The organism is Streptomyces sp. NPDC060064 (assembly GCF_042736455.1).
GTDB lineage: Bacteria > Actinomycetota > Actinomycetes > Streptomycetales > Streptomycetaceae > Streptomyces.
In genome coordinates, this window is record NZ_JBHWWF010000063.1 from 1 (window position 1) to 24,043 (window position 24,043).

The 24,043-nt window shown below is 70.0% G+C and carries 20 protein-coding genes; 4 read left to right on the top strand and 16 right to left on the bottom strand.

What is annotated here, in order from left to right; translation table 11 throughout:
- Positions 1 to 73: 73 nt before the first annotated feature.
- The 16 genes from ACFWDI_RS38620 to rsmH all read right to left on the bottom strand — a co-directional run bounded on the left by ACFWDI_RS38620 (position 74) and on the right by rsmH (position 18,006).
- On the bottom strand, positions 74 to 1,174 hold the full coding sequence (locus ACFWDI_RS38620; protein ID WP_327323017.1) for a DivIVA domain-containing protein: 1,101 nt from the start codon (positions 1,172 to 1,174) through the stop codon (positions 74 to 76).
- 49 nt (positions 1,175 to 1,223) lie between these two features.
- Positions 1,224 to 1,520, bottom strand: a complete 297-nt coding sequence (locus tag ACFWDI_RS38625; protein ID WP_108148184.1) for a YggT family protein — start codon at positions 1,518 to 1,520, stop codon at positions 1,224 to 1,226.
- Between the two features lie 70 nt (positions 1,521 to 1,590).
- Entirely contained in the window at positions 1,591 to 2,196 is a 606-nt protein-coding gene (locus tag ACFWDI_RS38630; RefSeq protein ID WP_326649338.1) for a cell division protein SepF, read from the bottom strand.
- Positions 2,197 to 2,325: 129 nt separating this feature from the next.
- The gene (locus ACFWDI_RS38635; RefSeq protein ID WP_385311523.1) at positions 2,326 to 3,045 is read right to left on the bottom strand and encodes a YggS family pyridoxal phosphate-dependent enzyme; all 720 of its coding nucleotides are present in this window, start codon (positions 3,043 to 3,045) and stop codon (positions 2,326 to 2,328) included.
- Positions 3,046 to 3,080: 35 nt separating this feature from the next.
- Positions 3,081 to 3,824 carry a peptidoglycan editing factor PgeF gene (gene pgeF / locus ACFWDI_RS38640; RefSeq protein WP_385311525.1) on the bottom strand — a complete coding sequence of 248 codons (744 nt, stop codon included), beginning with the start codon at positions 3,822 to 3,824 and terminating at the stop codon, positions 3,081 to 3,083.
- Positions 3,821 to 5,032, bottom strand: coding sequence for a cell division protein FtsZ (ftsZ, locus tag ACFWDI_RS38645; RefSeq protein ID WP_385311527.1), 1,212 nt, complete (start codon positions 5,030 to 5,032; stop codon positions 3,821 to 3,823). The genes pgeF and ftsZ overlap by 4 nt, the downstream gene beginning before the upstream one ends.
- A 274-nt stretch (positions 5,033 to 5,306) precedes the next feature.
- Entirely contained in the window at positions 5,307 to 6,113 is an 807-nt protein-coding gene (locus tag ACFWDI_RS38650; protein ID WP_385311529.1) for a cell division protein FtsQ/DivIB, read from the bottom strand.
- 15 nt (positions 6,114 to 6,128) lie between these two features.
- Positions 6,129 to 7,223 carry an undecaprenyldiphospho-muramoylpentapeptide beta-N-acetylglucosaminyltransferase gene (murG, locus tag ACFWDI_RS38655; protein ID WP_327323022.1) on the bottom strand — a complete coding sequence of 365 codons (1,095 nt, stop codon included), beginning with the start codon at positions 7,221 to 7,223 and terminating at the stop codon, positions 6,129 to 6,131.
- 6 nt (positions 7,224 to 7,229) lie between these two features.
- Positions 7,230 to 8,738, bottom strand: coding sequence for a putative lipid II flippase FtsW (ftsW, locus tag ACFWDI_RS38660; protein ID WP_385311531.1), 1,509 nt, complete (start codon positions 8,736 to 8,738; stop codon positions 7,230 to 7,232).
- An 85-nt stretch (positions 8,739 to 8,823) separates the two neighbouring features.
- Positions 8,824 to 10,251 carry a UDP-N-acetylmuramoyl-L-alanine--D-glutamate ligase gene (murD, locus tag ACFWDI_RS38665; RefSeq protein ID WP_385311533.1) on the bottom strand — a complete coding sequence of 476 codons (1,428 nt, stop codon included), beginning with the start codon at positions 10,249 to 10,251 and terminating at the stop codon, positions 8,824 to 8,826.
- Entirely contained in the window at positions 10,248 to 11,318 is a 1,071-nt protein-coding gene (mraY, locus tag ACFWDI_RS38670) for a phospho-N-acetylmuramoyl-pentapeptide-transferase (protein ID WP_307664036.1), read from the bottom strand. The genes murD and mraY overlap by 4 nt, the downstream gene beginning before the upstream one ends.
- Positions 11,315 to 12,730 (bottom strand): UDP-N-acetylmuramoyl-tripeptide--D-alanyl-D-alanine ligase, encoded by a 1,416-nt coding sequence (gene murF / locus ACFWDI_RS38675; RefSeq protein ID WP_385311535.1) that lies wholly within the window; start codon positions 12,728 to 12,730, stop codon positions 11,315 to 11,317. Before murF ends, mraY begins: the two co-directional genes overlap by 4 nt.
- Before the next feature lie 4 nt (positions 12,731 to 12,734).
- Positions 12,735 to 14,402, bottom strand: coding sequence for a UDP-N-acetylmuramoyl-L-alanyl-D-glutamate--2,6-diaminopimelate ligase (locus ACFWDI_RS38680; protein ID WP_385311537.1), 1,668 nt, complete (start codon positions 14,400 to 14,402; stop codon positions 12,735 to 12,737).
- Between the two features lie 16 nt (positions 14,403 to 14,418).
- Positions 14,419 to 16,353: a peptidoglycan D,D-transpeptidase FtsI family protein gene (locus ACFWDI_RS38685; RefSeq protein ID WP_385311538.1), complete on the bottom strand. Its 1,935-nt coding sequence runs from the start codon at positions 16,351 to 16,353 to the stop codon at positions 14,419 to 14,421.
- Positions 16,354 to 16,357: 4 nt separating this feature from the next.
- On the bottom strand, positions 16,358 to 17,056 hold the full coding sequence (locus tag ACFWDI_RS38690) for a septum formation initiator family protein (protein WP_385311540.1): 699 nt from the start codon (positions 17,054 to 17,056) through the stop codon (positions 16,358 to 16,360).
- Entirely contained in the window at positions 17,053 to 18,006 is a 954-nt protein-coding gene (gene rsmH, locus ACFWDI_RS38695; RefSeq protein WP_385311542.1) for a 16S rRNA (cytosine(1402)-N(4))-methyltransferase RsmH, read from the bottom strand. The genes ACFWDI_RS38690 and rsmH overlap by 4 nt, the downstream gene beginning before the upstream one ends.
- Before the next feature lie 339 nt (positions 18,007 to 18,345).
- Here rsmH and ACFWDI_RS38700 point away from each other — a divergent pair, with 339 nt between their 5' ends.
- The 4 genes from ACFWDI_RS38700 (at position 18,346) to ACFWDI_RS38715 (ending at position 23,911) form a co-directional block, all read left to right on the top strand.
- On the top strand, positions 18,346 to 18,888 hold the full coding sequence (locus ACFWDI_RS38700) for a beta-class carbonic anhydrase (RefSeq protein ID WP_385311544.1): 543 nt from the start codon (positions 18,346 to 18,348) through the stop codon (positions 18,886 to 18,888).
- A 201-nt stretch (positions 18,889 to 19,089) separates the two neighbouring features.
- Positions 19,090 to 20,136 carry an AAA family ATPase gene (locus tag ACFWDI_RS38705; protein ID WP_385311546.1) on the top strand — a complete coding sequence of 349 codons (1,047 nt, stop codon included), beginning with the start codon at positions 19,090 to 19,092 and terminating at the stop codon, positions 20,134 to 20,136.
- Positions 20,136 to 21,491 (top strand): DUF58 domain-containing protein, encoded by a 1,356-nt coding sequence (locus ACFWDI_RS38710; RefSeq protein ID WP_385311547.1) that lies wholly within the window; start codon positions 20,136 to 20,138, stop codon positions 21,489 to 21,491. The genes ACFWDI_RS38705 and ACFWDI_RS38710 overlap by 1 nt, the downstream gene beginning before the upstream one ends.
- Positions 21,488 to 23,911: a DUF3488 and DUF4129 domain-containing transglutaminase family protein gene (locus tag ACFWDI_RS38715; protein ID WP_385311549.1), complete on the top strand. Its 2,424-nt coding sequence runs from the start codon at positions 21,488 to 21,490 to the stop codon at positions 23,909 to 23,911. The genes ACFWDI_RS38710 and ACFWDI_RS38715 overlap by 4 nt, the downstream gene beginning before the upstream one ends.
- Positions 23,912 to 24,043 lie beyond the last annotated feature (132 nt).

Here is a 24,043-nt window from a genome sequence, read left to right on the forward strand (position 1 = left end):
GGCCCGGGACGTCATGTCCCGGGCCCGGCCCTTCAGCCTGCCGACGGCTACGCGCTATACGCGCGACCCGCCGTCAGTTGTCGTCCTCGTCGATCAGGAACCCGCGCATCGGCGACGGCGCCTGCTGCATCGGCTGCGGCGCCTGCGGCCGCACCGGTGCCATCGGCTGGGTCATCGCCGGCGACATCTGCTGCTGGCCGCCGTAGGACGGGCCACCGCCCATGGACGGGTTGCCACCCATCGGCTGTCCCATGGACTGACCCATCGACGGGTTGCCGCCCATGGTGTGACCCATCGCACCCGCACCGGCCGGAGCCATCGACGGGGACGGCGGCAGCGACGCGGTCGCGGGAGTCCGCGGCGGGGCCAGCGAGTCGTCCGCCTGGGTCTCCAGCTGACGCAGCTGGCTCTCCAGGTAGGACTTCAGCCGGGTCCGGTACTCGCGCTCGAAGCCTCGCAGGTCCTCGACCTTGCGCTCCAGCGTGGCACGCGCGGACTCCAGCGAGCCCATCGCGACGCGGTGCTTCTCCTGAGCGTCCCGCTCCAGCGCATCGGCCTTGGCACGGGCGTCGCGCTCCAGACCCTCGGCGCGGCTGCGCGCCTCGCCGACGATCTTGTTGGCCTCGGAACGGGCCTCCGCGATCGCCTGGTCGGCGGTCTGCTGCGCGAGCGAGAGCACGCGCGCGGCGCTGTCGCCGCCGGGGCCCTGCTGCGGCATCTGCGGGCCGTGACCGCCCATCGGGCCGCCCATCGGGCCACCCATGGGACCGCCCTGCATCGGGCCGGGGCCCATCGGGCCGCCAGGACCCTGCGGGCCACCGTGGCTGGGGCCGGCGGGCAGCTGCGGGGCACCACCGGGCAGCTGGGGCGGACCCATCTGCGGGGGCTGCTGCTGGACCGGCGGTCCGGATATGGCGGCGGGCACCGGCGCACCCGGTCCACGGCCGTCCTGCGGCTCCGGCGGCTTGCGCATGCCCTGCTGCTGCTGGTTCTGCGCCGCCGCACGGGTCGCTGCGGCCAGCTTGGCGCGCAGGTCCTCGTTCTCACGGAGCAGGCGGGTCAGCTCGGACTCGACCTCGTCGAGGAAGGCATCAACCTCGTCCTCGTCATAGCCTTCTCGGAGGCGGACGGTCGTGAACTGCTTGTTCCGCACGTCCTCGGGGCTCAGCGGCATCTCTTCTTCACCTCTACGTAGTCGTCGGCAGTCGGCAAGACCGTATCGTTCACACGCTGCTCGCAAAGTTGTTCACGATGCTGATCAGGATGTAGACGATGATCATCAGAACGAAGAAGGACAGGTCGAGTGCCACGCCCCCGAGACGCAGCGGCGGAATGAACCGCCGCAAGAGCTTGAGCGGTGGATCGGTGACAGTGTAGGTGGCCTCCAGAACGACCACCATCGCCTTGCCGGGTTGCCATGAGCGGGCGAACTGGAAGACGTAGTCCATGACCAGCCGGAAAATAAGCACAATGAGGAAGCACATCAGCGCGATGTAGACCACCTGTAGTGCGACGCCCATCCCGCGCTTCCCTCTCCCCTGGCTCTCAATAATCCGGCCCTGCGGCCGGGTCGTTCCGGTGTCGTGTCTCTCAGCTCTGGTTGAAGAACCCGCCCTCTGCGATGCGGGCCTTGTCCTCCGCCGTGACATCGACGTTAGCAGGCGACAACAGGAACACCTTCTGCGTCACCCGCTCAATGCTGCCATGCAAACCGAATACCAGTCCCGCGGCAAAGTCGACAAGTCGCTTCGCGTCTGTGTCGTCCATCTCCGTGAGGTTCATGATCACCGGGGTGCCCTCGCGGAAGTGTTCCCCGATGGTACGGGCCTCGTTGTAGGTCCGCGGGTGCAGCGTGGTGATGCGGTAGGGCTCCCGCTCGGACACAACCTTGGGCATGATCACCGGTGAGTTCTTCTCCAGACTCGGACGTTCAGGTGTGATGGATGCCACGGGGGCGATTCGTGCCGGACGTCCGCTTTCAGCGGGAAGCGGAACCGGCTCGCGCTGCGCGGGGGGCTGCACCATCCTCACCGGCTCTTCCCGCTCCACCTGGTGCGGGGGCTGGTGCCGCCGGTGATCCCGCTCGGGCTCCGGCTCGGGTTCGAAATCGTCGTCGGGATCGAAACCCCGGCCGTCGTAGCCATCGTCCTCCACGAGGCCGAGGTAGACCGCCATCTTGCGCATCGCGCCGGCCATTCTCTGAGTCCTCCGCTCTGTGGTGGATCGGATCGGCATCGTGACCAAGTGCCCGCGATCCACTCGGCCCGCCCGCTGTGTGGCGGGAATGACCATATTTTCTGCTGTGGTCCGACTTGCTTAGCGACGCTACCCGAGCCGGGGTCGGACTCCGAGTACCGCAGTGCCGACGCGTACATGTGTCGCTCCGGCTGCCACGGCTTCTTCAAGGTCCGCACTCATCCCTGCTGACACCATGTTCGCAGCCGGATGCCCGGCGCGCAGGCTGGATGAGAATTCCACCAGCCGCTCGAACGCCGCCTGTTGCCGTCCCGCGTACGGTCCGGCGAGCGGCGCGACGGTCATCAGTCCGTCGAGCCGCAGCCCTGGTGATTCGGCCACCGCGGCGGCCAACTCCTCGATTCCGTCGGGCGCGACGCCGCCCCGCTCCCCGCGCTCGCCCGATTCCGCGTCGAGCGCGATCTGGATCAGACAGCCGATCTCACGCTCCGCTCGTACAGCAGCGGCAGAGAGCGACGAGACGAGCTTGAGACGGTCGACGGACTGCACCACATCGGCATATCCCGCCACAGAACGGACCTTATTTGTCTGCAACTGTCCGACGAAGTGCCAGATGAGGTCCAGATCCGAGCAGGCCGCAGCCTTGGGGGCCGCCTCCTGGTCACGGTTCTCGGCGACATGGCGCACGCCGAGTTCATGCAGGAGCCGCACATCGCTCGCGGGGTAGGTCTTGGTGACCACGATGAGGGTCACCTCCTCCCGCTTACGGCCGGCGGCCGCGCAGGCTGAGGCGATACGTTCCTCCACCATCGCCAGCCCCCTGGCGAGTTCGCTCTTACGGTCCGTCATTGCCGTCCGTCATTCCTGTCCGTCATCCCTGTCCGTCATCCCTGTCCGTCCAGCCAGACGTATCCGGCGAGCCGCCCGGTGGTGCGGTCGCGACGGTACGAGTAGTGGTCACCCGATTCCATTGTGCAGACCGGCGAAGCCTGCCGGTCCCCCACGCCGAGCGCTTCGAGCTGGGCATGGACTCCGGCGGTGACATCGACGGCCGGGGTGCCCCAGCTGGTCTCGGACCAGGCGGCCGGCTCGACCGCGGCCACTTCGGCCCGCATCTGCTCGGGAACTTCGTAGCAGCGTCCGCAGACGGCGGGTCCGGTACGGGCGATGATGCGGGCCGGCTCCGCGCCCAGCGTCTTCATCGCCTCGACGGCGGCGGGCACGATGCCCGCGACCATCCCGGGACGGCCCGCGTGCGCGGCGGCCACGACACCCGCGACCGGGTCGGCCAGCAGTACGGGGGTGCAGTCGGCGGTCAGTACGGCGAGGGCGAGCCCGCGCCGCGCGGTGACCAGACCGTCCACCGGCGGAGTCGGCCCGGCGGCCCATGGCCCGTCCACCTCGGCGACGTCCCTGCCGTGCACCTGGTTCATCCAGACGACCCGGTCCGGGTCGAGATCGAACGACTTCGCCGCGATCTTGCGGTTGGTCAGTACGGCCGCGGGGTCGTCGCCGACCGCGCCGCCGAGGTTGAGCTCGTCGTACGGAACGGCGCTCACCCCGCCCCACCTCTCGGTGAAGGCGAAGTGCGCGCCGCTCGCGTGTATCGCGTCGTGCCGCACTGTCACTTCAAGAAGTCCGGAACGTCCAGCTCTTCGGCCTGGCTGTCCTGGTACGGGCGGGCCGGCGGAACCTGCGCGGGCCCGGAGTTCAGGTCGTTCGCCACGGGAGCGGGCTCGGCCGGAGCCAGGGGCTCTTCGCGCGCCGGTACGGTGCCGAGTCCGCCGGCCGCACGCTGGGTCTCCGTGCCACGGGACGAGGCCGCCGGCTCCTCGCGCTTGCCCGCACCGGCACCGAGGACGTTGTCCCTGTCCCTGCGGGTCGGCGGCTGTCCGCCGTCGAAGCCGGCCGCGATGACCGTGACCCGTACCTCGTCGCCGAGAGCGTCATCGATGACCGCGCCGAAGATGATGTTGGCCTCGGGGTGCGCGGCTTCGCTCACCAGCTGGGCGGCCTCGTTGATCTCGAAGAGACCGAGGTCCGAGCCACCGGAAATGGAGAGCAGCACACCTCGGGCGCCGTCGATGGACGCCTCGAGCAGTGGCGAGGAGATCGCCATCTCGGCCGCGGCCACCGCGCGGTCGTCGCCGCGGGCCGAGCCGATGCCCATGAGCGCGGATCCGGCCTCGGACATCACGGACTTGACGTCGGCGAAGTCGAGGTTGATCAGACCGGGCGTGGTGATCAGGTCGGTGATCCCCTGGACACCGGAGAGCAGTACCTGGTCCGCGGACTTGAACGCGTCCAGCACGCTGACCTGTCGGTCCGAGATGGACAGCAGCCGGTCGTTGGGGATGACGATGAGGGTGTCGACCTCTTCGCGGAGTTCGGCGATTCCGTCCTCCGCCTGGTTGGCGCGACGGCGGCCCTCGAAGGTGAACGGCCGGGTGACCACACCGATCGTCAGGGCGCCGAGCGTGCGCGCAATATTGGCGACGACGGGTGCGCCGCCGGTGCCGGTGCCGCCGCCTTCGCCGGCGGTGACGAAGACCATGTCGGCCCCCTTGAGGACCTCCTCGATCTCCTCGCGGTGATCCTCTGCCGCCTTACGACCGACTGCCGGATTCGCTCCGGCGCCGAGGCCTCGGGTGAGTTCGCGGCCGACGTCGAGCTTGACGTCGGCGTCGCTCATCAACAGTGCTTGCGCATCAGTGTTGATGGCGATGAACTCGACGCCCTTGAGACCGACCTCGATCATTCGGTTGATGGCATTGACACCACCGCCGCCGACACCGATGACCTTGATGACTGCGAGGTAGTTCTGCGGTGCTGCCACGTCGAAGGCCTCTCGCCTCGAGTTACGTGTCGTCGCTTCGCGATTGTCGCGGCGCGACGACGGATGCCGATGGGACGGTCCGAACGCCGACCCAAACCCTAACGCTGAAGTTTAGGGTTACCAGTGTGTCTGCTTCTTGGACTCTCCGAACAGGACACTAAGTCGACAAGTGGCGCACGTTCAACGAACACGCCGAACCTCCCGTTTTTCTTTTCACCCTATGTGATCACCCATAGCGATGACCAACCAGGGTGCTGGCCAGCGCAAATGTGCGTCAACTCCCCGCCGTGGCAGGGGCGGTGGGAGCACTCACATCGAAGTACCGGGCCTTCGGCGCGGCTTTCATCAGTGCGGTGAGTGCGCGCGCCTTGGCCTCCCCCTCCTCGGCGCTGCCCCAGACCACCGTACGGTCCCGGCTCAACTCCAGGGAGATGTAGTCGTATGAGCGCACTGTCACAACTCTGGTGTCCGCCGCGACTTCACCGGGGAGTTCACCCCTGACCCGTACCGCCTCCGCAAGGAGCCGGTCCATGCCGAAGCGCCGCAGACTCGGGGACTGTTCCACGGTCAATTCCAGTCGCGGAACAGCCTTGGGAGCCTTGTCCACCGTGGCGAACCGGACGCCCTTCGCGTCCACTTCGATGAACTTTGCGCCCTTTTCGATAAGCAGGACTGGCTTTCGCTCGGCCACATTCAGACCGATCCCGTCGGGCCATGACCGGACGACATCAACCGAGTCGATACGGGGCAGCTTATGCCGCAGCCGGGTCTCAATGGCGTCCGTATCGACGGAAATCAGTGGCGCTCCGACCGGAACCGCCGCCGCGGCCAGCACCTCCTCCGGCGTCAGAACCTCGGTTCCGGTGGTCGTCACGCTCTCCACGCGCAGCCAGTCGGAGCCGTAGAGCACCCAGATTCCGGCCGCGGCGACCAGCACCGAGGCAGCGACGACCAGCAGGAAACGGCGGCCGGGGATGCGCAGCCGGCGGCCAGGAGAGCCCTGGCCGCGCGGGCGGGCCGACCCCGCGTACCCGCCGGGGGACTTGCCTGCCCCGCGTTCAGCGGTGGTCGGTCCGGCCACGCTCCCCTGCCCTTCTCACGCCCTGCGGTGTGCAGCGATCGCCTCGTACACCATGCCGACGAGCAGGTCGTCGGCATCCCTGCGGCCGAACTCGGCGGCCGCACGGGACATCTCGTACAGCCGGTGCGGATCGGCGAGCACCGGAAGGACGTTGCCCTGGACCCACTCGGGGGTCAGTTCGGCGTCGTCGACCAGCAGTCCGCCGCCGGCCTTCACCACCGGTTGAGCGTTCAGCCGCTGTTCGCCGTTGCCGATCGGCAGCGGTACGTATGCGGCGGGCAGCCCGACGGCGGAGAGTTCGGCGACGGTCATCGCGCCCGCGCGGCAGAGCATCATGTCGGCCGCTGCGTACGCGAGATCCATCCGGTCCACGTACGGTACCGGGATGTAGGGCGGCATACCGGGCATGTTGTCCACATGCGGCAGTTCGTTCTTCGGACCGACCGCGTGCAGGATCTGGATACCGGAGCGCTGCAGCACCGGAGCGATCTGCTGGATCACCTCGTTGAGGCGGCGGGCACCCTGCGAGCCGCCGGAGACCAGCAGCGTCGGCAGGTTGGGGTCGAGACCGAAGGCGGCACGTGCCTCGGGGCGCACCCGGGCGCGGTCGAGGGTGGCGATGGTGTGGCGCAGCGGGATGCCGATGTAGCGGGAGTTGCGCAGCTTGCTGTCCGGCGTGGCAACGGCGACCCCGGCCGCGTACCGCGAACCGATCTTGTTGGCCAGGCCCGGACGGGCGTTGGCCTCGTGCACGACGATCGGCACACCGAGCCGCTTGGCGGCCAGATAGCCGGGCAGCGCGACATAGCCGCCGAAGCCGACGACGCAGTCCGCCTTCGTACGCTCCAGGATCTGCTCGGCGGCCTTGATGGTGCCGCGCAGCCGTCCGGGGACGGTGATCAGCTCAGGGGTGGGCTTGCGCGGCAGCGGAACGGCGGGGATGAGCGCCAGCTCGTAACCCCGCTCGGGTACGAGCCTGGTCTCGAGCCCCTTCTCCGTGCCCAGGGCCGTGATTCCCACGGTCGGGTCCTGCCTGCGCAGGGCGTCCGCGAGGGCGAGCGCCGGCTCGATGTGGCCGGCGGTCCCCCCACCGGCGAGTACGACATGCACCGAAATTCACCGCTCTCCGGACGGACGCTTCTTGACGCGCCGTCTCATCGTCTTCCATCTCACCCCGGGCCGCCGCATGGCCAGGGCCGCCTTCGCGGCGGGATCCTCTCGCGCGAAGGCGATCAGCAGCCCTACTGCGAACATGGTCGGCAGCAGGGCCGACCCTCCGTAGGAGAACAGCGGGAGCGGGACACCGGCGATCGGCAGCAGACCGAGCACCGCACCGATATTGACCACGGCCTGGGCCGTGATCCAGGTGGTCACACCTCCCGCTGCGTACCTCACGAAGGGGTCCTCCGTGCGTCCGGCCACGCGGATACCCGCATAGCCTAGAGCCGCGAAGAGGGCGAGCACTGACAGCGTCCCCGCCAGGCCCAGTTCCTCCCCGGCGATGGCGAAGATGAAATCGGTGTGCGGTTCGGGGAGTTGACCCCATTTTTCCACACTTGCACCGAGGCCGGAACCGAACCATCCGCCGGAGGCTAGAGCATAGATGCCGTGCACGGCCTGCCAGCACTCGCCTTGGGGGCCGAGGTCGATGGCGCCGATGCAGGAGAGCCGTGACATGCGGTTCTCGTTGGTCTTGATCAGCACGAAGCCGACGAATCCGGCGATGCCCAGCACACCCGCGAAGAGCCGGGTCGGGGCTCCGGCCAGCCACAGCAGACCGAAGAGGATCGCCGTGAGGATGATCGCCGTACCCATGTCGCCGCCGAGCATGATCAGGCCGAGCAGCAGGAAGGCGACCGGGACGAGCGGCACCAGCATGTGCTTCCACTGGGTAAGCAGCCGCTTGTCCTGCTTGCGGGCGAGCAGATCGGCGCCCCAGAGGATCAGCGCCAGCTTGCCGAACTCACTGGGCTGGAGCTGGAACGGGCCGCCCAGATAGATCCAGTTCTGGTTGCCGTTGACCGCATGCCCTATCCCGGGGATCTGGACGAGCGCCATCAGAAAGACGGTGCCCATCAGGAGCGGGTAGGACAGTGCCCGGTGGAGCTTGACCGGCATCCGTGAGGCGACCAGCAGCAGACAGGTGCCGAGTACGGCGGCGATGAACTGCTTGCGGAAGAAGTACGAGGCCGGGAGCGAGAGCTCGAGCGCCTTGATCATCGAGGCGGAGTAGACCATGACCAGACCGAGCACGGTGATCAGGAGACTGCTGCCGAGGACCAGGTAGTACGCCGTCAGCGGCCGGTCCCAGGCCCGGCGCGCCTGGTCGTACAGCCGCCGTGGCCGCCTGCTCCGCGGCGGGCGCGACGCGCCGGGCCCGCGGCCTCCGCCACGGCCGACGGGCGGACGGCGGACGGCGCCCCCGGCGGCTCGGCTGCGCAGCGCGAGTCCGGCATGGGCCGGCGCCGGGCCCGCGGGGACGGCCGCGGGCAGCAAGGCAGGCCCGAGCCCGATCGGGGCTCCGCCCCGGACTCCGAGCCTGAAACGCCGGCGGGGCTGAATTTCAGCCGTGCGCTGCTTCGGGCGGGCCGCGCTCCGCGCGGCGGCGGTGTCATCGGCCGGCATGGTCGCTGTCCCCTCCAGTCGTGCCTGGCGCGGCTGCCGCGGGCCCGGGCCGGCCCCGGTGGACGGCACGGCGCAGGGGTCGGGCTCAGGCGCGCTCGGCGGCGAGTGCGCGGACCGCGTCCGCGAACGCCTCGCCTCGCTTGTTGTAGTTGGCGAACATGTCCATCGAGGCGCAGGCCGGGGCCAGCAGAACCGTGTCCCCCGGCCGGGCGAGTCGTGCTGCTTCCTGGACCACCGCCGACATCGCCCCAGTGTCTGTCCGGTCGAGGTCGACGACCGGGACCTCGGGGGCGTGTCGCGCGAGGGCTTCACGGATGAGGGCTCGGTCCGCGCCGATCAGAACGACAGCGCGCAGTCGCTTTGCCGACTTCTCGACGAGTTCGTCGAAGCTCGCCCCCTTGGCCAGACCGCCCGCGATCCACACGATCGGGTCATAGGCGGCCAGAGACGCCTCCGCGGCATGCGTGTTGGTGGCCTTGGAGTCGTCGATGTACGAGACGCCGGCGACGTCGGCGACAAGCTCGATGCGGTGGGGGTCGGGGCGGAAGTTGCGCAGTCCGTCGCGTACGGCGGCGGGCGCGACGCCGAAGGCGCGGGCCAGCGCGGCAGCCGCGAGGGCGTTGGCGATGTTGTGCGGGGCCGGCGGATTGACATCCGCGACCTCGGCGAGCTCCTGGGCCTGCTTCTGCCGGTTGTCGACGAAGGCGCGGTCGACCAGGAGGCCCTCGACGACTCCGAGTTGGGAGGGCCCCGGCGTACCGAGGGTGAAGCCGATGGCCCGGCAGCCCTCCTCCACGTCGGCCTCGCGCACCAGGTCCTCGGTGGCCTTGTCGGCGGCGTTGTAGACACAGGCGACCGTGTTGCCTGCGTAGATACGGCCCTTGTCGGCGGCGTACGCCTCCATGGAGCCGTGCCAGTCGAGGTGGTCCGGCGCCAGGTTGAGCACGGCCGCGGAGTGGGCGCGCAGCGAGGGCGCCCAGTGCAGCTGGTAGCTGGAGAGCTCGACGGCGAGTACGTCGTACGTCTCGTCGCCGAGGACCGCGTCCAGCAGCGAGACGCCGATGTTGCCGACGGCCGCCGTGCGCAGGCCCGCGGCCTGAAGGATCGAGGCCAGCATCCGTACCGTCGTGGTCTTGCCGTTGGTGCCGGTGACCGTGAGCCACGGCGCTGCTTTTCTGCCGTCCCGCCCGCGCAGCCGCCAGGCCAGTTCGACGTCGCCCCAGACCTCGATGCCCGCCTCGGCGGCGGCCAGGAAGAGCGGCTTGTCCGGCTTCCAGCCGGGCGCGGTGACGATGAGTTCGGTGCCGGCGGGCAGCGTCGCGCCGTCGCCGAGGCGCACGGTGATTCCCTCCGCCTCCAGCTCGGCGGCCTGCGTACGGGAGCGCTCGTCGTCGCCGTCGTTGACGACCGTGACGACGGCGCCGAGGCCGTGCAGCACGCGGGCGGCCGGGATCCCGGAGACACCGAGTCCCGCGACCGTGACCCGCTTGCCCTGCCAGTCCTGCGCACTCACTTGTCGGCCGCCCAGCCCGCGTAGAAGAGCCCAAGACCCACGATCACGCACATGCCCTGGATAATCCAGAAGCGGACCACGACAAGGACCTCGGACCACCCCTTGAGTTCGAAGTGGTGCTGGAGCGGAGCCATCCGGAAGACGCGCTTGCCGGTCATCTTGAAGGAACCGACCTGGATGACCACGGACATGGTGATCAGGACGAACAGTCCGCCGAGAAGGGCCAGCAGGAGCTCCGTACGGGAGCAGATCGCCAGACCCGCGAGCGCGCCGCCGAGTGCGAGCGACCCCGTGTCACCCATGAAGATCTTGGCGGGCGAGGTGTTCCACCACAGGAAGCCGAAGCAGGAGCCCATCAGGGCGGAGGCGACGACCGCGAGATCGAGCGGGTCCCGTACTTCGAAGCAGGCGTTGGGGTTGGTCAGCGTCACCGCGTTGGCGCAGGACTCCTGGAACTGCCAGAGCCCGATGAAGGTGTAAGCGCCGAAGACCATCACCGACGCGCCGGTGGCCAGGCCGTCCAGACCGTCCGTCAGGTTCACGCCGTTGGACATCGCGAGAATCATGAACAGCGCCCAGACGACGAAGATCACCGGGCCGATCGACCAGCCGAAGTCCGTGATGAAGGACAGCTTGGTGGAGGCGGGGGTCTGGTGGCGGCTGTCGGCGAACTGCAGTGACAGCACGGCGAAGGCGATGCCGACGATCAGCTGTCCGGCCATCTTCGCCTTGGCCCGCAGACCGAGTGAGCGCTGCTTGACGATCTTGATGTAGTCGTCCAGGAAGCCGACCAGGCCCATGCCCGCCATCAGGAAGAGCACCAGCACACCCGAGAACGTCGGGTCCTCGCCGGTGATCACCTTGGCGAGGGCGTACGCGATGAGCGTGGCCAGGATGAAGGAGATACCGCCCATGGTGGGCGTGCCCTTCTTGCTGCCGTGGCTGCGCGGGCCGTCGTCCCGGATGAACTGCCCGTATCCCTTGCGGGCCAGGAGTTTGATCAGCAGCGGGGTACCGACCAGGGTCAGGAAGAGCCCGATGGCTCCCGCGAAGAGGATCTGCCTCATCGGCCGGCGACCTCACCCTCGGTGGTGTTCTCGAGCAGTGCCTGGGCGACCCGCTCGAGCCCGACCGACCTGGAAGCCTTCACCAGCACGACGTCTCCCGGACGCAGCTCACTGCGCAACAGGTCGACCGCCGCCTGCGCGTCGGACACGTGCACCGACTCCTCACCCCACGAACCCTCGTTATATGCGCCCAGTTGCAGCCAGGACGCTTCCCTGCCCCCGACTGCGACGAGCTTGCTGACGTTGAGTCGGACGGCGAGCCGTCCGACAGCGTCGTGCTCGGCGAGCGCTTCGTCGCCGAGCTCGGCCATATGGCCGAGCACCGCCCAGGTCCGCCGCCCCTGGCCCATGGCCGCCAGCGCACGCAGCGCCGCTCTCATGGACTCGGGGTTCGCGTTGTAGGCGTCATTGACGATCGTCACGCCGTCCGGACGCTCGGTGACCTCCATGCGCCAGCGGGAGAGGGAGCCCGCCTCGGAGAGCGCGCGGGCGATCTCGTCGACGGACATGCCCAGCTCATGGGCGACGGCGGCCGCGGCGAGCGCGTTCGACACGTGGTGCTCACCGTACAGCCGCATGGTCACGTCGCTGCACCCGGAGGGTGTGTGGAGCCTGAAAGCGGGCTGTCCGTTCGCTGTGAGCCGGACATTTTCGGCACGTACGTCGGCGTCCTGGGCCTCTCCGAACAGGACCACGCGGGCCTTGGTACGGGAGGACATGGCGCGTACGAGAGGGTCGTCGGCATTGAGTACGGCGATGCCGCCCGCTGCCGCCGGGGGCAGGCACTCGACGATCTCCCCCTTGGCCTCGGCGATCTGCTCGCGGCCGCCGAACTCTCCGATGTGGGCGGTGCCGACGTTCAGTACGAGACCGACCTTCGGCGGGACCAGGCCGGTGAGGTAGCGGATGTCGCCGATGTAGCGGGCGCCCATTTCGAGGACGAGGTGCTCGGTGTCCTCGCCGGCCCGCAACGCGGTCAGGGGCAGGCCGATCTCGTTGTTCAGATTGCCTGCCGGGTAGACCGTGGGGCCTTTGCGCTCCAGGAGTTGGGCGATCAGGTCCTTGGTACTGGTCTTGCCGGCCGAGCCGGTGAGCGCGACCGTGATGGTGCCGAGGCGTTCGACGACGGTGCGCGCGAGGGCACCGAGCGCGGCGGTGACGTCCGGCACGACGATCGCGGGTACCCCGACGGGGCGGGTGGCCAGCACGGCCACCGCACCAGCCGCCACGGCGCTCCGTGCGTAGTCGTGGCCGTCGACATGTTCGCCGGCGAAGGCGGCGAAGAGACTGCCGGGCTGAACCGCGCGGGAGTCGATCACGACGGGACCGCTGATCCGTACGGCCGGATCCGGTATGTCGTACGACTGCCCGCCGACGATTTCGGCGATCTCGGCGAGAGGAAGGGCGATCACTGGGTCACCCCTGACTGTTCTGGATGGCTGCGCGAAGTACCTGACGGTCGTCGAAGGGGCGGACCACTCCGGCGATGTCCTGACCCTGTTCATGGCCCTTGCCGGCGATCAGCACGGTGTCACCGGGCTGCGCGCGGGCCACGGCCGCGGCGATGGCCGCGGCGCGGTCGGCCTCGACCAGGACGTCGCCGCGCTCGTGGATCGGCACCTCGGCGGCGCCCGCGAGCATGGCGGCGAGGATCGCGAGCGGGTCCTCGGACCGGGGGTTGTCGGAGGTCAGTACGGCGGTGTCGGCGAGGCGTGCGGCGGCGGCGCCCATCGGGCCGCGCTTGGTCTGGTCGCGGTCGCCGCCGCAGCCGAGCACGATGTGCACCTTGCCCTCGGTGACCTTGCGCAGGGACCGCAGGACCGATTCGACGGCGTCCGTCTTGTGGGCGTAGTCGACGACGGCGAGGTACGGCTGGCCCACGTCGACGCGCTCGAGGCGGCCCGGTACGCCGGGGACGGCGGCGATGCCGTCGGCGGCGGTCTGCGGGTCGAGGCCGGCGACGGCGAGGGTGACGACCGCCGCCAGGGTGTTGGCGACGTTGAACGGTCCGGGCAGCGGGGCCTCGGCGCGTACGCGCTCGCCCTTGGGGCCGACCGCGGTGAAAGTCGATCCGACGGCGCTGATTTCAACGCTCTCGGCCCGCCAGTCGGCGTCCGGGTGGCCCTCGGCGGAGAAGGTGGTGACCGGGACGGACGCCTCCTTGAGCAGCCTGCGGCCGTACTCGTCATCGAAGTTGACGACTGAGAGCCTGCTCCGCTTCGGCGTGAAGAGCTGCGCCTTCGCCTGGAAGTAGTCCTCCATGTCGGAGTGGAATTCCATGTGCTCCGGGCTGAGGTTGTTGAAGACTGCGACGTCGAAGACGCAGCCGTCGACCCGGCCGAGCACGAGGGCGTGGCTGGAGACCTCCATGGCGACCGAATCGACGCCGCGCTCGCGCATGACGGCGAACAGAGCCTGGAGGTCGGTGGCTTCGGGGGTGGTGCGCTCGGACTTGATGCGCTCCTCGCCGATCCGCATCTCGACCGTGCCGATCAGGCCGGTGGAGCGGCCCGCCGCCTTCAGCCCGCCCTCGACGAGGTACGCCGTGGTGGTCTTGCCGGAGGTGCCGGTGATGCCGATCTGGAGCAGGTCCTCGCCGGGACGGCCGTAGATCTCGGCGGCGAGTTCGCCCATGCGGCCGCGCGGGTTCTCGGTGACCAGGACCGGCAGGCCGGTCTCGGCGGCGCGCTCGGCGCCGGTCGGGTCGGTGAGGATCGCGGCCGCCCCGAGGTCCGCGGCCTGCGCCACGAAGTCGGCGCCGTGGAGGCGGGCGCCGGGCAGGGCGGCGTACACGTCACCGGGGCGTACCGCCCGGGAGTCGTGGGTGATGCCGGTGACCTCAACGGCGCCAGGGCTCTTCACACCCAGCCGGGCGGCCAGCTCCCCCAGGGGTGTCGGGCGGGGCCGGTCCGGTCGGGGCGCTCCCGGGTGTTTCGCGGGGGCGTCCGGCTCGGTGGTTCGGTACTGATCAGCGTGTGACACGGCGGTGAGCGTACCGGGCGCACCCGGCCCGGGGCGAAGTGAGGTGGCTGCTGCGGCGCGGTTCTCCGGATGGTTCCCGGAATCGGAGGTGATGGTTGTCACTGGTTGTTCCTCCGGGTCACTCGCCGGGTTGGAAGGTGACGGGCAGCCGGGCGGGATCGCTGCCGGTCGGTGCGACCTGGAGGGTCTTGAGGGCGAACTCCATGACCTTCCGGTAGATCGGCCCGCAGATCTGGCCGCCGAAGTAGCTGCCCTTGGTGGGGTTCTGGATGGCGCAGTAGACGGTGATCCGCGGTTTGTCGGCGGGCGCGAAGCCGGCGAAGGAGGCGGTGTAGCCCTTGTAGCGGCCCAGTTCCGGGTCGACACGGTTGGCCGTTCCGGTCTTGCCCGCGACGCGGTAGCCGGGGATACGGCCCTTGGTGCCGGTGCCTTCCTCGTCACCGACGACCGATTCCAGCATGGTGGCCAGCGTCCTGGCGGTCTGCTCGCTGACCACCCGGGTCTTCTTGGGGGCGGTGGCCGGGGTGAAGCGCCCGTCGGGCCCCTTGGTGCCGCGGATCAGGGTGGGCTCGACGCGTACGCCGCCGTTGGCGATCGTCGAATAGACGGAGGCCGCCTGCATGGCGTTGAGCGAGAGGCCCTGGCCGAAAGGGATCGTGTACTGCTGCGAGGTGGACCACTTCTGCGGCTTGGCGAGGATGCCGGGCGTCTCGCCCGGGTAGCCGATCCCGCTCGGGCTGCCCAGGCCGAATTTCCGCAGATAGGTGTAGAGCACCTGATTCGCTGCGGGCTGGGTCTTGCCGAGCTGGCCGGTAGCCAGGATCGTTCCGATGTTGCTGGACTTGGCCAGTACGCCGTTGAGCGTGAGGTTCCAGGTGGGGTGGTCGATGTCGTCCTTGAAGAGCCGGTCGCCGCGGTGCAGCCGGTTGGGGACGACGACATGGGTGCCGGGCGTGGCGGCCTTCTCCTCGAGGACGGCGGCCATCGACATCACCTTGGCGGTGGAGCCGGGTTCGTAGGCGTCCTGGAGCGCGGCGTTGCCCATGGCCGCCGAATTGGCCTGGGTGAGATCGTTGGGGTCGAAGCCCGGCGCGTTGGCCATGGCGAGGACCTCGCCGGTCTGGGTGTTCTGCACTATCACGTAGCCGCGGTCGGCCCTGGACTTCTTCACCTGGTCGGCGATGGCCTGCTGGGCGGCCCACTGGATGTCGCGGTCGATGGTCAGCTCGATGTCGGAGCCGGGGACCGCGGGGACCTCGCGGGAGCCCGCGGTGGGCACCCGCCGGCCGCCGGACTGGGCGTAGGTGATCTGTCCGTCCTGGCCGGCGAGGACCTTCTCGAGCATCGACTCGACGCCGCCGCCTCCCTTGCCGTCACCGGTGACGTAGCCCAGTATCCCGGCGGCGAGATCGCCGTTCGGGTAGACGCGTTTGCTGCTCGGCTCCTGGAAGACGCCGCTCAGCACATTGGCACCGGGGCCTCCCTTGGACTTGTCGGCCCTGGCCTTCTCGGCGAAGACGCCCTTGAGGTCCTTGATCTGGTTCCAGACCTGGGGGGTCTGGCGGCGGGCCAGCACGGTGTACCGGGATTTGGGCGTCCTGAGCTTCTTCGCCAGCTCGGCGACGTCCTTGCCGAGGATCGGGGCGAGCAGTGCGGCCGCCTGTTCCGGAGCGTTGGGAGCGTTGCTCTCCTCGGGCGTGAACAGCTTCGGGTCGGCGGTGATGTCGTACGCGTCGACGCTGGTGGCCAGGGCGATGCCGGCCCGGTCGGTGATCTCGCCGCGCTCCGCGGTGAGCTTATGGCTGAGGTAGCGATTCTTCTCCGCCTTGGCGGCGTACGCGCCGGCGTCGACGGCCTGCACCTGGAGCAGCCGGACGACGAAGGCCAGCATGACGAGCGTCAGGCCGAGGCTGACCAGCCGCAGCCGGGGGCGGGGGCTGCCGAGCCGGATCGGGCGGGGCGCCGGGCGCTGCCGCCGGCGGGCCGCAGGACGTACGGACGGCCGCCGGGCGGGGCCCGGGACTCGGCGGCGCGGTGGTTCCTTGAGGGGCACTGCGTCACCTGCCGGGGGTCGTCGGGGGCGGCTTCGCGGGTTCCTGCGACGGCTTGGCCGCGTTGGCGGGCGCGGGCTTGGCGGCCGGTTTGGGGGGCGCGACGGGCGCTGGCGTGGCGAGCGCGGGCTTGGCGGCCGGTTCGGGGGGCACGGGCGCGGCGGGCGCGGGCGCGGACTGCTGCGCCTGCCTGGCCGGCGGGGCCGACGCGGAGGGCTGCGTGGCGGGAGCCTGGTCCGAGCGGGAGGCGGAGACGGAGACGGACGGCGCTGGAGGGGCCGGGGGCGGCGGCGCCGGTTCCTGGATCTCCATCGGAGTCGGGTCCGGTCGGGGCTGCCCCGAGGCCTCTCGGGGCACCCCGCGGACCGTGCCGTCGGGGTTCAGGAAGGCGGGACTGCCGCCGGGCACCATGCCGAGCTCGCGGGCCCGCCGCTCGAGCGCGTCCGGGGCGGAGTGGTTGTCCACGTCCCGCTGCAGCGCCTGCTCCTCGTCGGTGAGCTCGGTGGTCTGCCTCTTGAGCTCGCTCAGCTTGAACGAGCCCTCGTTGAGGGCGGAGTTCAGCAGGAGCAGCGTGATCAGCCCGCCGCTGAGGAGGAGCACGACCAGCAGGACGAAGGGGGTACGGGCGGCGGTGCTCGGCCCCGACGGCATCAGCCGCGCGAGCCGCGCGGCCCGCCCCTTCAGCTGCTTGGCCGCTGAGCTCACACGTCCTCCCGGATGCGCTGCGCTCCCCTGAACCGCGCGGGTGCCGCGCGGCGGTTCTCGGCGACCTCTGCCTCCGTCGGGAGCTCCGCGCCGCGGGTCAGCAGCTTGAGCCGCGGCTGGTACTGCTCGGGTACGACGGGCAGTCCGGGAGGTGCCGTGTTGGCCGCACCCGCCGCGAAGACCTGCTTGACCAGCCGGTCCTCCAGCGAGTGGTACGAGAGCACGGCGATCCGGCCGCCGACCGCGAGCGCTTGCACCGCGGCGGGGATGGCGCGCTCCAGAACGGTCAGTTCGCCGTTGACCTCGATACGCAGAGCCTGGAAGGTGCGTTTGGCGGGGTTGCCTCCGGTGCGCTTGGCGGCCTGCGGCAGCGCGTCGCGGATCAGCTCGACGAGCCGTGCGCTGTTCGAGAAGGGCTCCTTCTCCCGTTCCCGTACGACCGCCGAGACGATCCGCTTGGCCTGCTTCTCCTCGCCGTACGAGCGCAGGATCCGCACCAGCTCGCCCGGCGGGTAGGTGTTGAGGACCTCGGCGGCGCTCATCCCGGTCGTCTGGTCCATGCGCATGTCGAGGGGGGCGTCCTGGGCATAGGCGAATCCGCGGTCCGCCTCGTCGAGCTGCATGGAGGAGACGCCGAGATCGAAGAGGATGCCCTCGACCTTCCGGATCTTCAGACGCTCAAGGACCTCGGGGAGCTCGTCGTAGACGGCGTGCACCAGGGTGGCCCGGTCACCGAACGGCGCGAGCCGCTCACCCGACAGCCGCAGCGCCTCCTTGTCGCGGTCGAGCGCGACAAGGTGCACCTCGGGGAACTGCGTGAGCAGGGCCTCGCTGTGTCCGCCGAGGCCGAGGGTGCAGTCGACGACGACCGCGCCCGGCCGGTCCAGCGCCGGGGCCAACAGGTCCAAGCACCGCTGGAGCATTACCGGGACGTGTCGGGTCTGGCTCATGCGCCCTCTCAGGTCCTGCGCGGGCGTGCGTACTGCCGGGTCCCCGCCCGCTCAGAAGGGTCGTACATACGCCGCACACGCGGGGAAAACGTCAAACTTGCAGGATGTGCAGGATGTGTCCGTGAACTTCGCGTCACTTTAGTCCACACATCTTTCCGGTCAATCAACCGGCGGGCGCGTGGCGCGGGCGGGTGAGGACGGGTTCACGGACGCGGACACTTCACCCGTACGGACGCGGTCGCATGACACCTGTGGGTTACCTCACAACAAGCCTCATTGTTGTTCTTTGTCCCCTCTCACAGCAGGCTTCGACTGCCTGTGCGCATTACCGTCGTCCTCATGTCGACTTCTGCGCACCACTCCGCCGACGCAGCGCGTTCCAGCGGCACGGTCACCGATCGTCTTGTCGAGGCGAACCTGCGCTACGCCGCCGGCTTCCAGGACCCCGGGATGGACGCCCGTCCCGTGCTGCGAGTGGCCGTGGTCGCCTGCATGGACGCCCGGCTCGACCTGCACGACGCGCTCGGTCTGGAGCTGGGCGACTGCCACACGATCCGCAATGCGGGCGGCGTGGTCACGGACGATGTGATCCGGTCGCTGACCATCAGCCAGCGGGCGCTCGGCACGCGCAGCGTCATACTCATCCACCACACCAACTGTGGTCTGGAGACGATCACCGAGGACTTCCGGCACGAGCTGGAGGACGAGGTCGGGCAGCGGCCGGCCTGGGCGGTCGAGGCGTTCCGGGACGTCGATCAGGACGTACGGCAGTCGATGCAGCGGGTGCGCACCTCGCCGTTCCTGCCGCACACCGACGACGTGCGCGGCTTCGTCTTCGATGTGACGGAGGGTCTGTTGCGGGAGATCGACCCCGCAGTGTGACCAGTAGGACACCGGAGAAACCACAGCAAACTCGGCATATCCCACCCACTTATCCACAGGCGAGTGACACGACGCGGTAACGGCAACAAGAATGCGTGTGTGGCACCCTTCCGGAACCATCCGGAGAAGGTGTCCGTGTTTTGGGGTGGGCCGGGCCGTCCGAAGAGCAACCGGCCCGTAGAACGGGCCGAGGAGGGCCGGGTGACGACCTATGACGATCGAGCGAGCCTCACAGATCTGACCACCACAGCGGAGCGTGTCCGCAGGTCGGTGGAGGGTGTGATCGAGGGCAAGCCTGAGGTCGTACGGCTTTCGCTGACCGTGCTGCTCGCCGAGGGGCATCTGCTCATCGAAGATGTGCCGGGCGTGGGCAAGACAATGCTGGCCAAGGCGCTGGCGAGATCCATCGACTGTTCGGTGCGGCGTATCCAGTTCACACCGGATCTGCTGCCGTCGGACATCACCGGTGTGTCGATCTTCGACCAGCAACGGCGGGACTTCGAGTTCAAGCCCGGCGCGATCTTCGCCCAGATCGTGATCGGCGACGAGATCAACCGCGCTTCGCCGAAGACCCAGTCGGCGCTGCTGGAGTCGATGGAGGAGCGCCAGGTCACCATCGACGGACACACGTACGAACTGCCCAGCCCCTTCATGGTGGTGGCCACCCAGAACCCGGTGGAGATGGAGGGCACCTACCCGCTGCCGGAGGCGCAGCGCGACCGCTTCATGGCGCGGGTGTCGATCGGCTATCCCAGCGCGGACGCCGAGCTGCAGATGCTGGATGTGCACGGCGGCGTCTCGCCGCTGGACGATCTGCAGCCGGTGGCGCACGCCCACGACATCGTGAAGCTCATCGACGCGGTGCGTACGGTCCATGTCGCCGATTCCGTGCGGCGGTACGCCGTGGAGCTGGTGGCGGCCACCCGTAACCACCCGGATCTCAGACTCGGAGCGTCGCCGCGCGCCACCCTGCATCTGCTGCGCGCCGCGAAGGCCACGGCCGCGCTCAGCGGCCGTGACTACGCCCTGCCGGACGACGTCCAGTCGCTGGCGGTACAGGTGCTGGCGCACCGGCTGCTGCCCACCGCGCAGGCGCAGTTGAACCGCCGTACGGCCGAGCAGGTCGTGCTGGAGATCATGCAGCGCATCCCCGTGCCCACGGCCGGGGGCTCGGAGAGCGCCTATGTGCCGGGCCGGCCGGTTCAGTCGCCGCTCTACGGCCAGCAGCCCGGCGCCCGGCGGTTGTGATGTCGGCCGGGGCGCCCGCCGCCGCGGAAGGCAACGACACGGGCGGGGTGCGGGCGGCCCTGGGCGGGCTGACCACGCGCGGTCGTTCCTTCCTCGCGGCGGGAGTGGCGGCAGCGGTGTGCGCGTACGTCCTGGGGCAGGGCGACCTGTTGCGGGTCGGACTGCTGCTCGCCGTGCTGCCGCTGGTCTGTGTGGCCGTGTTGTACCGCACGCGCTACCGGGTCGCGGGCAGCCGGCGTCTTTCGCCCTCGCGGGTGCCCGCCGGTTCCGAGGCGCGGGTGCATCTGCGGATGGACAATGTCTCGCGGCTGCCCACCGGGCTGCTGATGCTCCAGGACCATGTGCCCTACGTGCTGGGGCCACGGCCCCGGTTCGTCCTGGACCGGGTGGAGGCGGGCGGGCGGCGCGAGGTGTCGTACCGGGTGCGCTCGGATCTGCGCGGGCGCTATCCGCTCGGGCCGCTGCAGCTGCGGCTGAGCGACCCGTTCGGGATGTGCGAGCTGACCCGCTCGTTCAGCGCGTACGACACCCTCACCGTCATTCCGCACACCGAGACGCTGCCTCCGGTGAAGCTGGCGGGCGAGGCCTCGGGGTACGGCGACGGGCGGCAGCGCTCGCTGGCGCTGGCGGGCGACGACGACATCATTCCGCGCAACTACCGCTACGGCGACGATCTTCGCCGGGTGCACTGGCGCTCCACCGCGCGCTACGGCGAGCTGATGGTGCGCCGCGAGGAGCAGCCGCAGCGCGCCAGATGCACGGTGCTGCTCGACACCCGGCGGCTCGCCTACCAGGGTGCGGGTCCCGACTCCGCCTTCGAGTGGGCGGTCTCGGGCGCGGCATCCGCGCTGGTGCACATGCTGGAACGGGGCTTCGCGGTCCGGCTGTTGACGGACACGGGGAACTCGGTGCCCGGTGAGGGCGCCGACGGCTTCGCCGGATCGACCCAGGAGTCCGCGGACTCCGCGGGTCTGATGATGGACACCCTCGCGGTCGTCGACCACTCCGACGGGGCGGGGCTCTCGCGCTCGTACGACGTCCTGCGCGGCGGGAACGAAGGGCTGCTGGTCGCCTTCTTCGGCGATCTGGACGAGGAGCAGGCGGCGGTCGCGGCCAGGATGCGGCAGCGCAGCGGCGCGGCCGTCGCGTTCGTGCTGGACAGCGGGACCTGGGTGACGAGCGGCGCGGTCGCCGGGGCGGTCGACGAGCGGTTGACGCAGCTGCGCGAGGCGGGCTGGACGGCGCTCGCCGTGTCGCCCGGGATGACGCTGTCCGAGCTGTGGCAGCAGGCGGGCCGGCAGCGCATCGCGTCTCCCGGTGGCAGTACGGACGGTTTCTCTGGGGGTTGGTCATGAGCGGTCGCGGACGGCTGGCACTCTGCGCCTTCGCCGCCACGCTGATGGCGGCTGGCGCGATGCTGCCGCTGGTCGAACCGGCCTCCTGGATGCTGCAGGCGGCGTTCCTGCTGGCGATCCAGAGCGGGGTGGGCGCGCTCGCCCGGCGGGTGCCGCTGGCCAGGCCGCTGACGGTGGCGGTACAGGCGCTCGTCACGCTGCTGCTGCTCACCGTGGTCTTCGCCCGGGGCCAGGCGATCCTTGGGCTGTTGCCGGGGCCCGAGGCGATCGAGCAGTTCGGCCAGTTGCTGAACGCGGGCGCCGAGGACGTCGGGCGGTACGCGATCCCGGCGCCGGCGACCGACGGCATCAGGCTGATGGTGATCGGCGGCGTGCTGGTGATCGGCCTCGCGGTGGATGCCCTCGCGGTGACGTTCCGCAGTGCGGCCCCGGCCGGGCTACCCCTGCTGGCGCTCTACTCGGTGGCCGCGGGGCTCTCCGGCGGCGGCGCGAACTGGCTCTGGTTCCTGCTCGCGGCCACCGGATATCTGGTGCTTCTGCTGGCCGAGGGCCGGGACCGGCTCTCCCAGTGGGGCCGGGTCTTCGGCGGCGCCGCTTCGGCACAGGGGCGTACCGCGGTCGGATTCGACTCGGCGGGCGGCAATCCGCTGGCACCGGTCCGTACCGGTCGGCGTATCGGCGCGCTCGCGCTGGGCGTGGCGCTGGTGGTCCCGGCGGCGCTGCCGGCGCTGGACGGCGGGCTGCTGGGCAGCGCTGACAGCGGGGACGGAGCAGGCGCGGGCGGCGGCACCATCTCCGCGGTGAACCCGCTGGTCTCGCTGCAGAGCAGCCTCAACCAGCCCGAGGACCGCGAGGTCATCCGGTACCGCACCAACGCGACGAACACGCAGGACCTGTATCTGCGGATCGTCGCGCTGGACCAGTTCGACGGCACGGCGTGGAAGTCCTCCGAGCGCAAGGTCAAGGACGTACCGGACGAGCTGCCCCGGCCGGACGGGCTGAGTCCGTCGGTCAGCGCCACCGAGATCAGGACGAACATATCGGCCGCCGGATCGTACAAGCAGAGCTGGCTGCCGCTCCCGTACCCGGCGACGAAGGTGCGGATCGACGGCCGCTGGCGGTACGAGCCCACCGGGCGGACCCTGGTCGGCGACCGTGGTCAGAACACCCAAGGTGCGCAGTACTCGGTCACCAGCCTTCTGGTGAACCCGAGACCGGATCAGCTGGCCAAGGCGCCCGCGTCGCCGACGGCGCTGCTGCGCGAGTACACCAAGGTGCCCGATGTGCTGCCCGCCGAGGTCGGGAAGACGGCGCAGAAGGTGACGAAGGGTGCCACGAACGACTACGAGCGGGCCGTCAAGCTGCAGGACTGGTTCGCCGTGGACGGCGGCTTCACCTACGACACCGAGGTCCAGTCGGGTACGGGTGTCTCCGCGATCACCCGCTTCCTGAGGCAGAAGAAGGGGTTCTGCGTCCACTTCTCGTTCTCGATGGCCGCGATGGCCAGGACGCTGGGCATACCGGCACGGGTCGCGGTGGGCTTCACTCCGGGCTCCCCGCGATCGGACGGCACCATGTCGGTCGGTCTGAAAGAGGCGCATGCCTGGCCCGAGCTGTACTTCGAGGGTGTGGGGTGGACGCGGTTCGAGCCGACTCCGAGCCGGGGCTCCGCGCCCGAGTACACGCGGGCGCAGTTGCCGTCCGGTAAGCCGTCCACCCCGACGCAGCCCGGCGCCAGCAGTTCGCCGACGCCCTCCGTGGCGCCTTCCGCCTCGGACAAATGCACGGCGCAGGCGAAGCGGCTCGGCGAGTGCGGAGCGGCCGCGCCGCAGGACATCCTGCCGCCCGCCGACCCCGGGATCCCGCTGGGGACAGTGCTGGGCGTGAGTCTTGCCGTACTGGCGGTGGTGGTGCTGCCGCTGCTGCCGATGCTCTGGCGGATGCGGGTGCGTGCGCGACGGCTCGGCTCCGGTGGGCGCACGCCCGCGGATGCCGCGGCCCGGACGCTGGCGGCCTGGCAGGAGATCACCGATACGGCCTGGGACCACGGCATCCCGCCCGACGACTCGCAGACACAACGCAAGGCGGCTGCGCGCATCGTCCGGCTGGGACAGCTGGAGGACGAAGCGGCGGACGCGGTGCACCGGGTGGCCGGCGCGGTGGAGCAAGTGCTGTACGCCCCTGAGCCCCGGCCCGGTACGGGGCTGGCCGATGACGCCGAGCTGATCCGGGCCGGGCTGGCCGACGCGGCGAGCCGGGGGACGCGGCTGCGGGCGCTGCTCGCGCCCCGTTCCGCCATTCGGGTGATGTGGGCTGTCTCGGCCCGCTGGGCGACGCTCACCGACCGGTGGGGCATGCGCCGCTGGCGCCTGGACCGGTGGGCGGGACTCCTGCGCCGCCCGTCCCGGCAGCGAGGCTGACACCAGGCGGATATGAGTACGGGTGAGGGGCGACGCTCAAGAGGGGGGCCCCACACCCCGTGACCCCGAAAGCCAACATTTTTTTTTAACAGGACCAGGGGCTGTTTAAAAAAATACGCAGGCCACGACCAA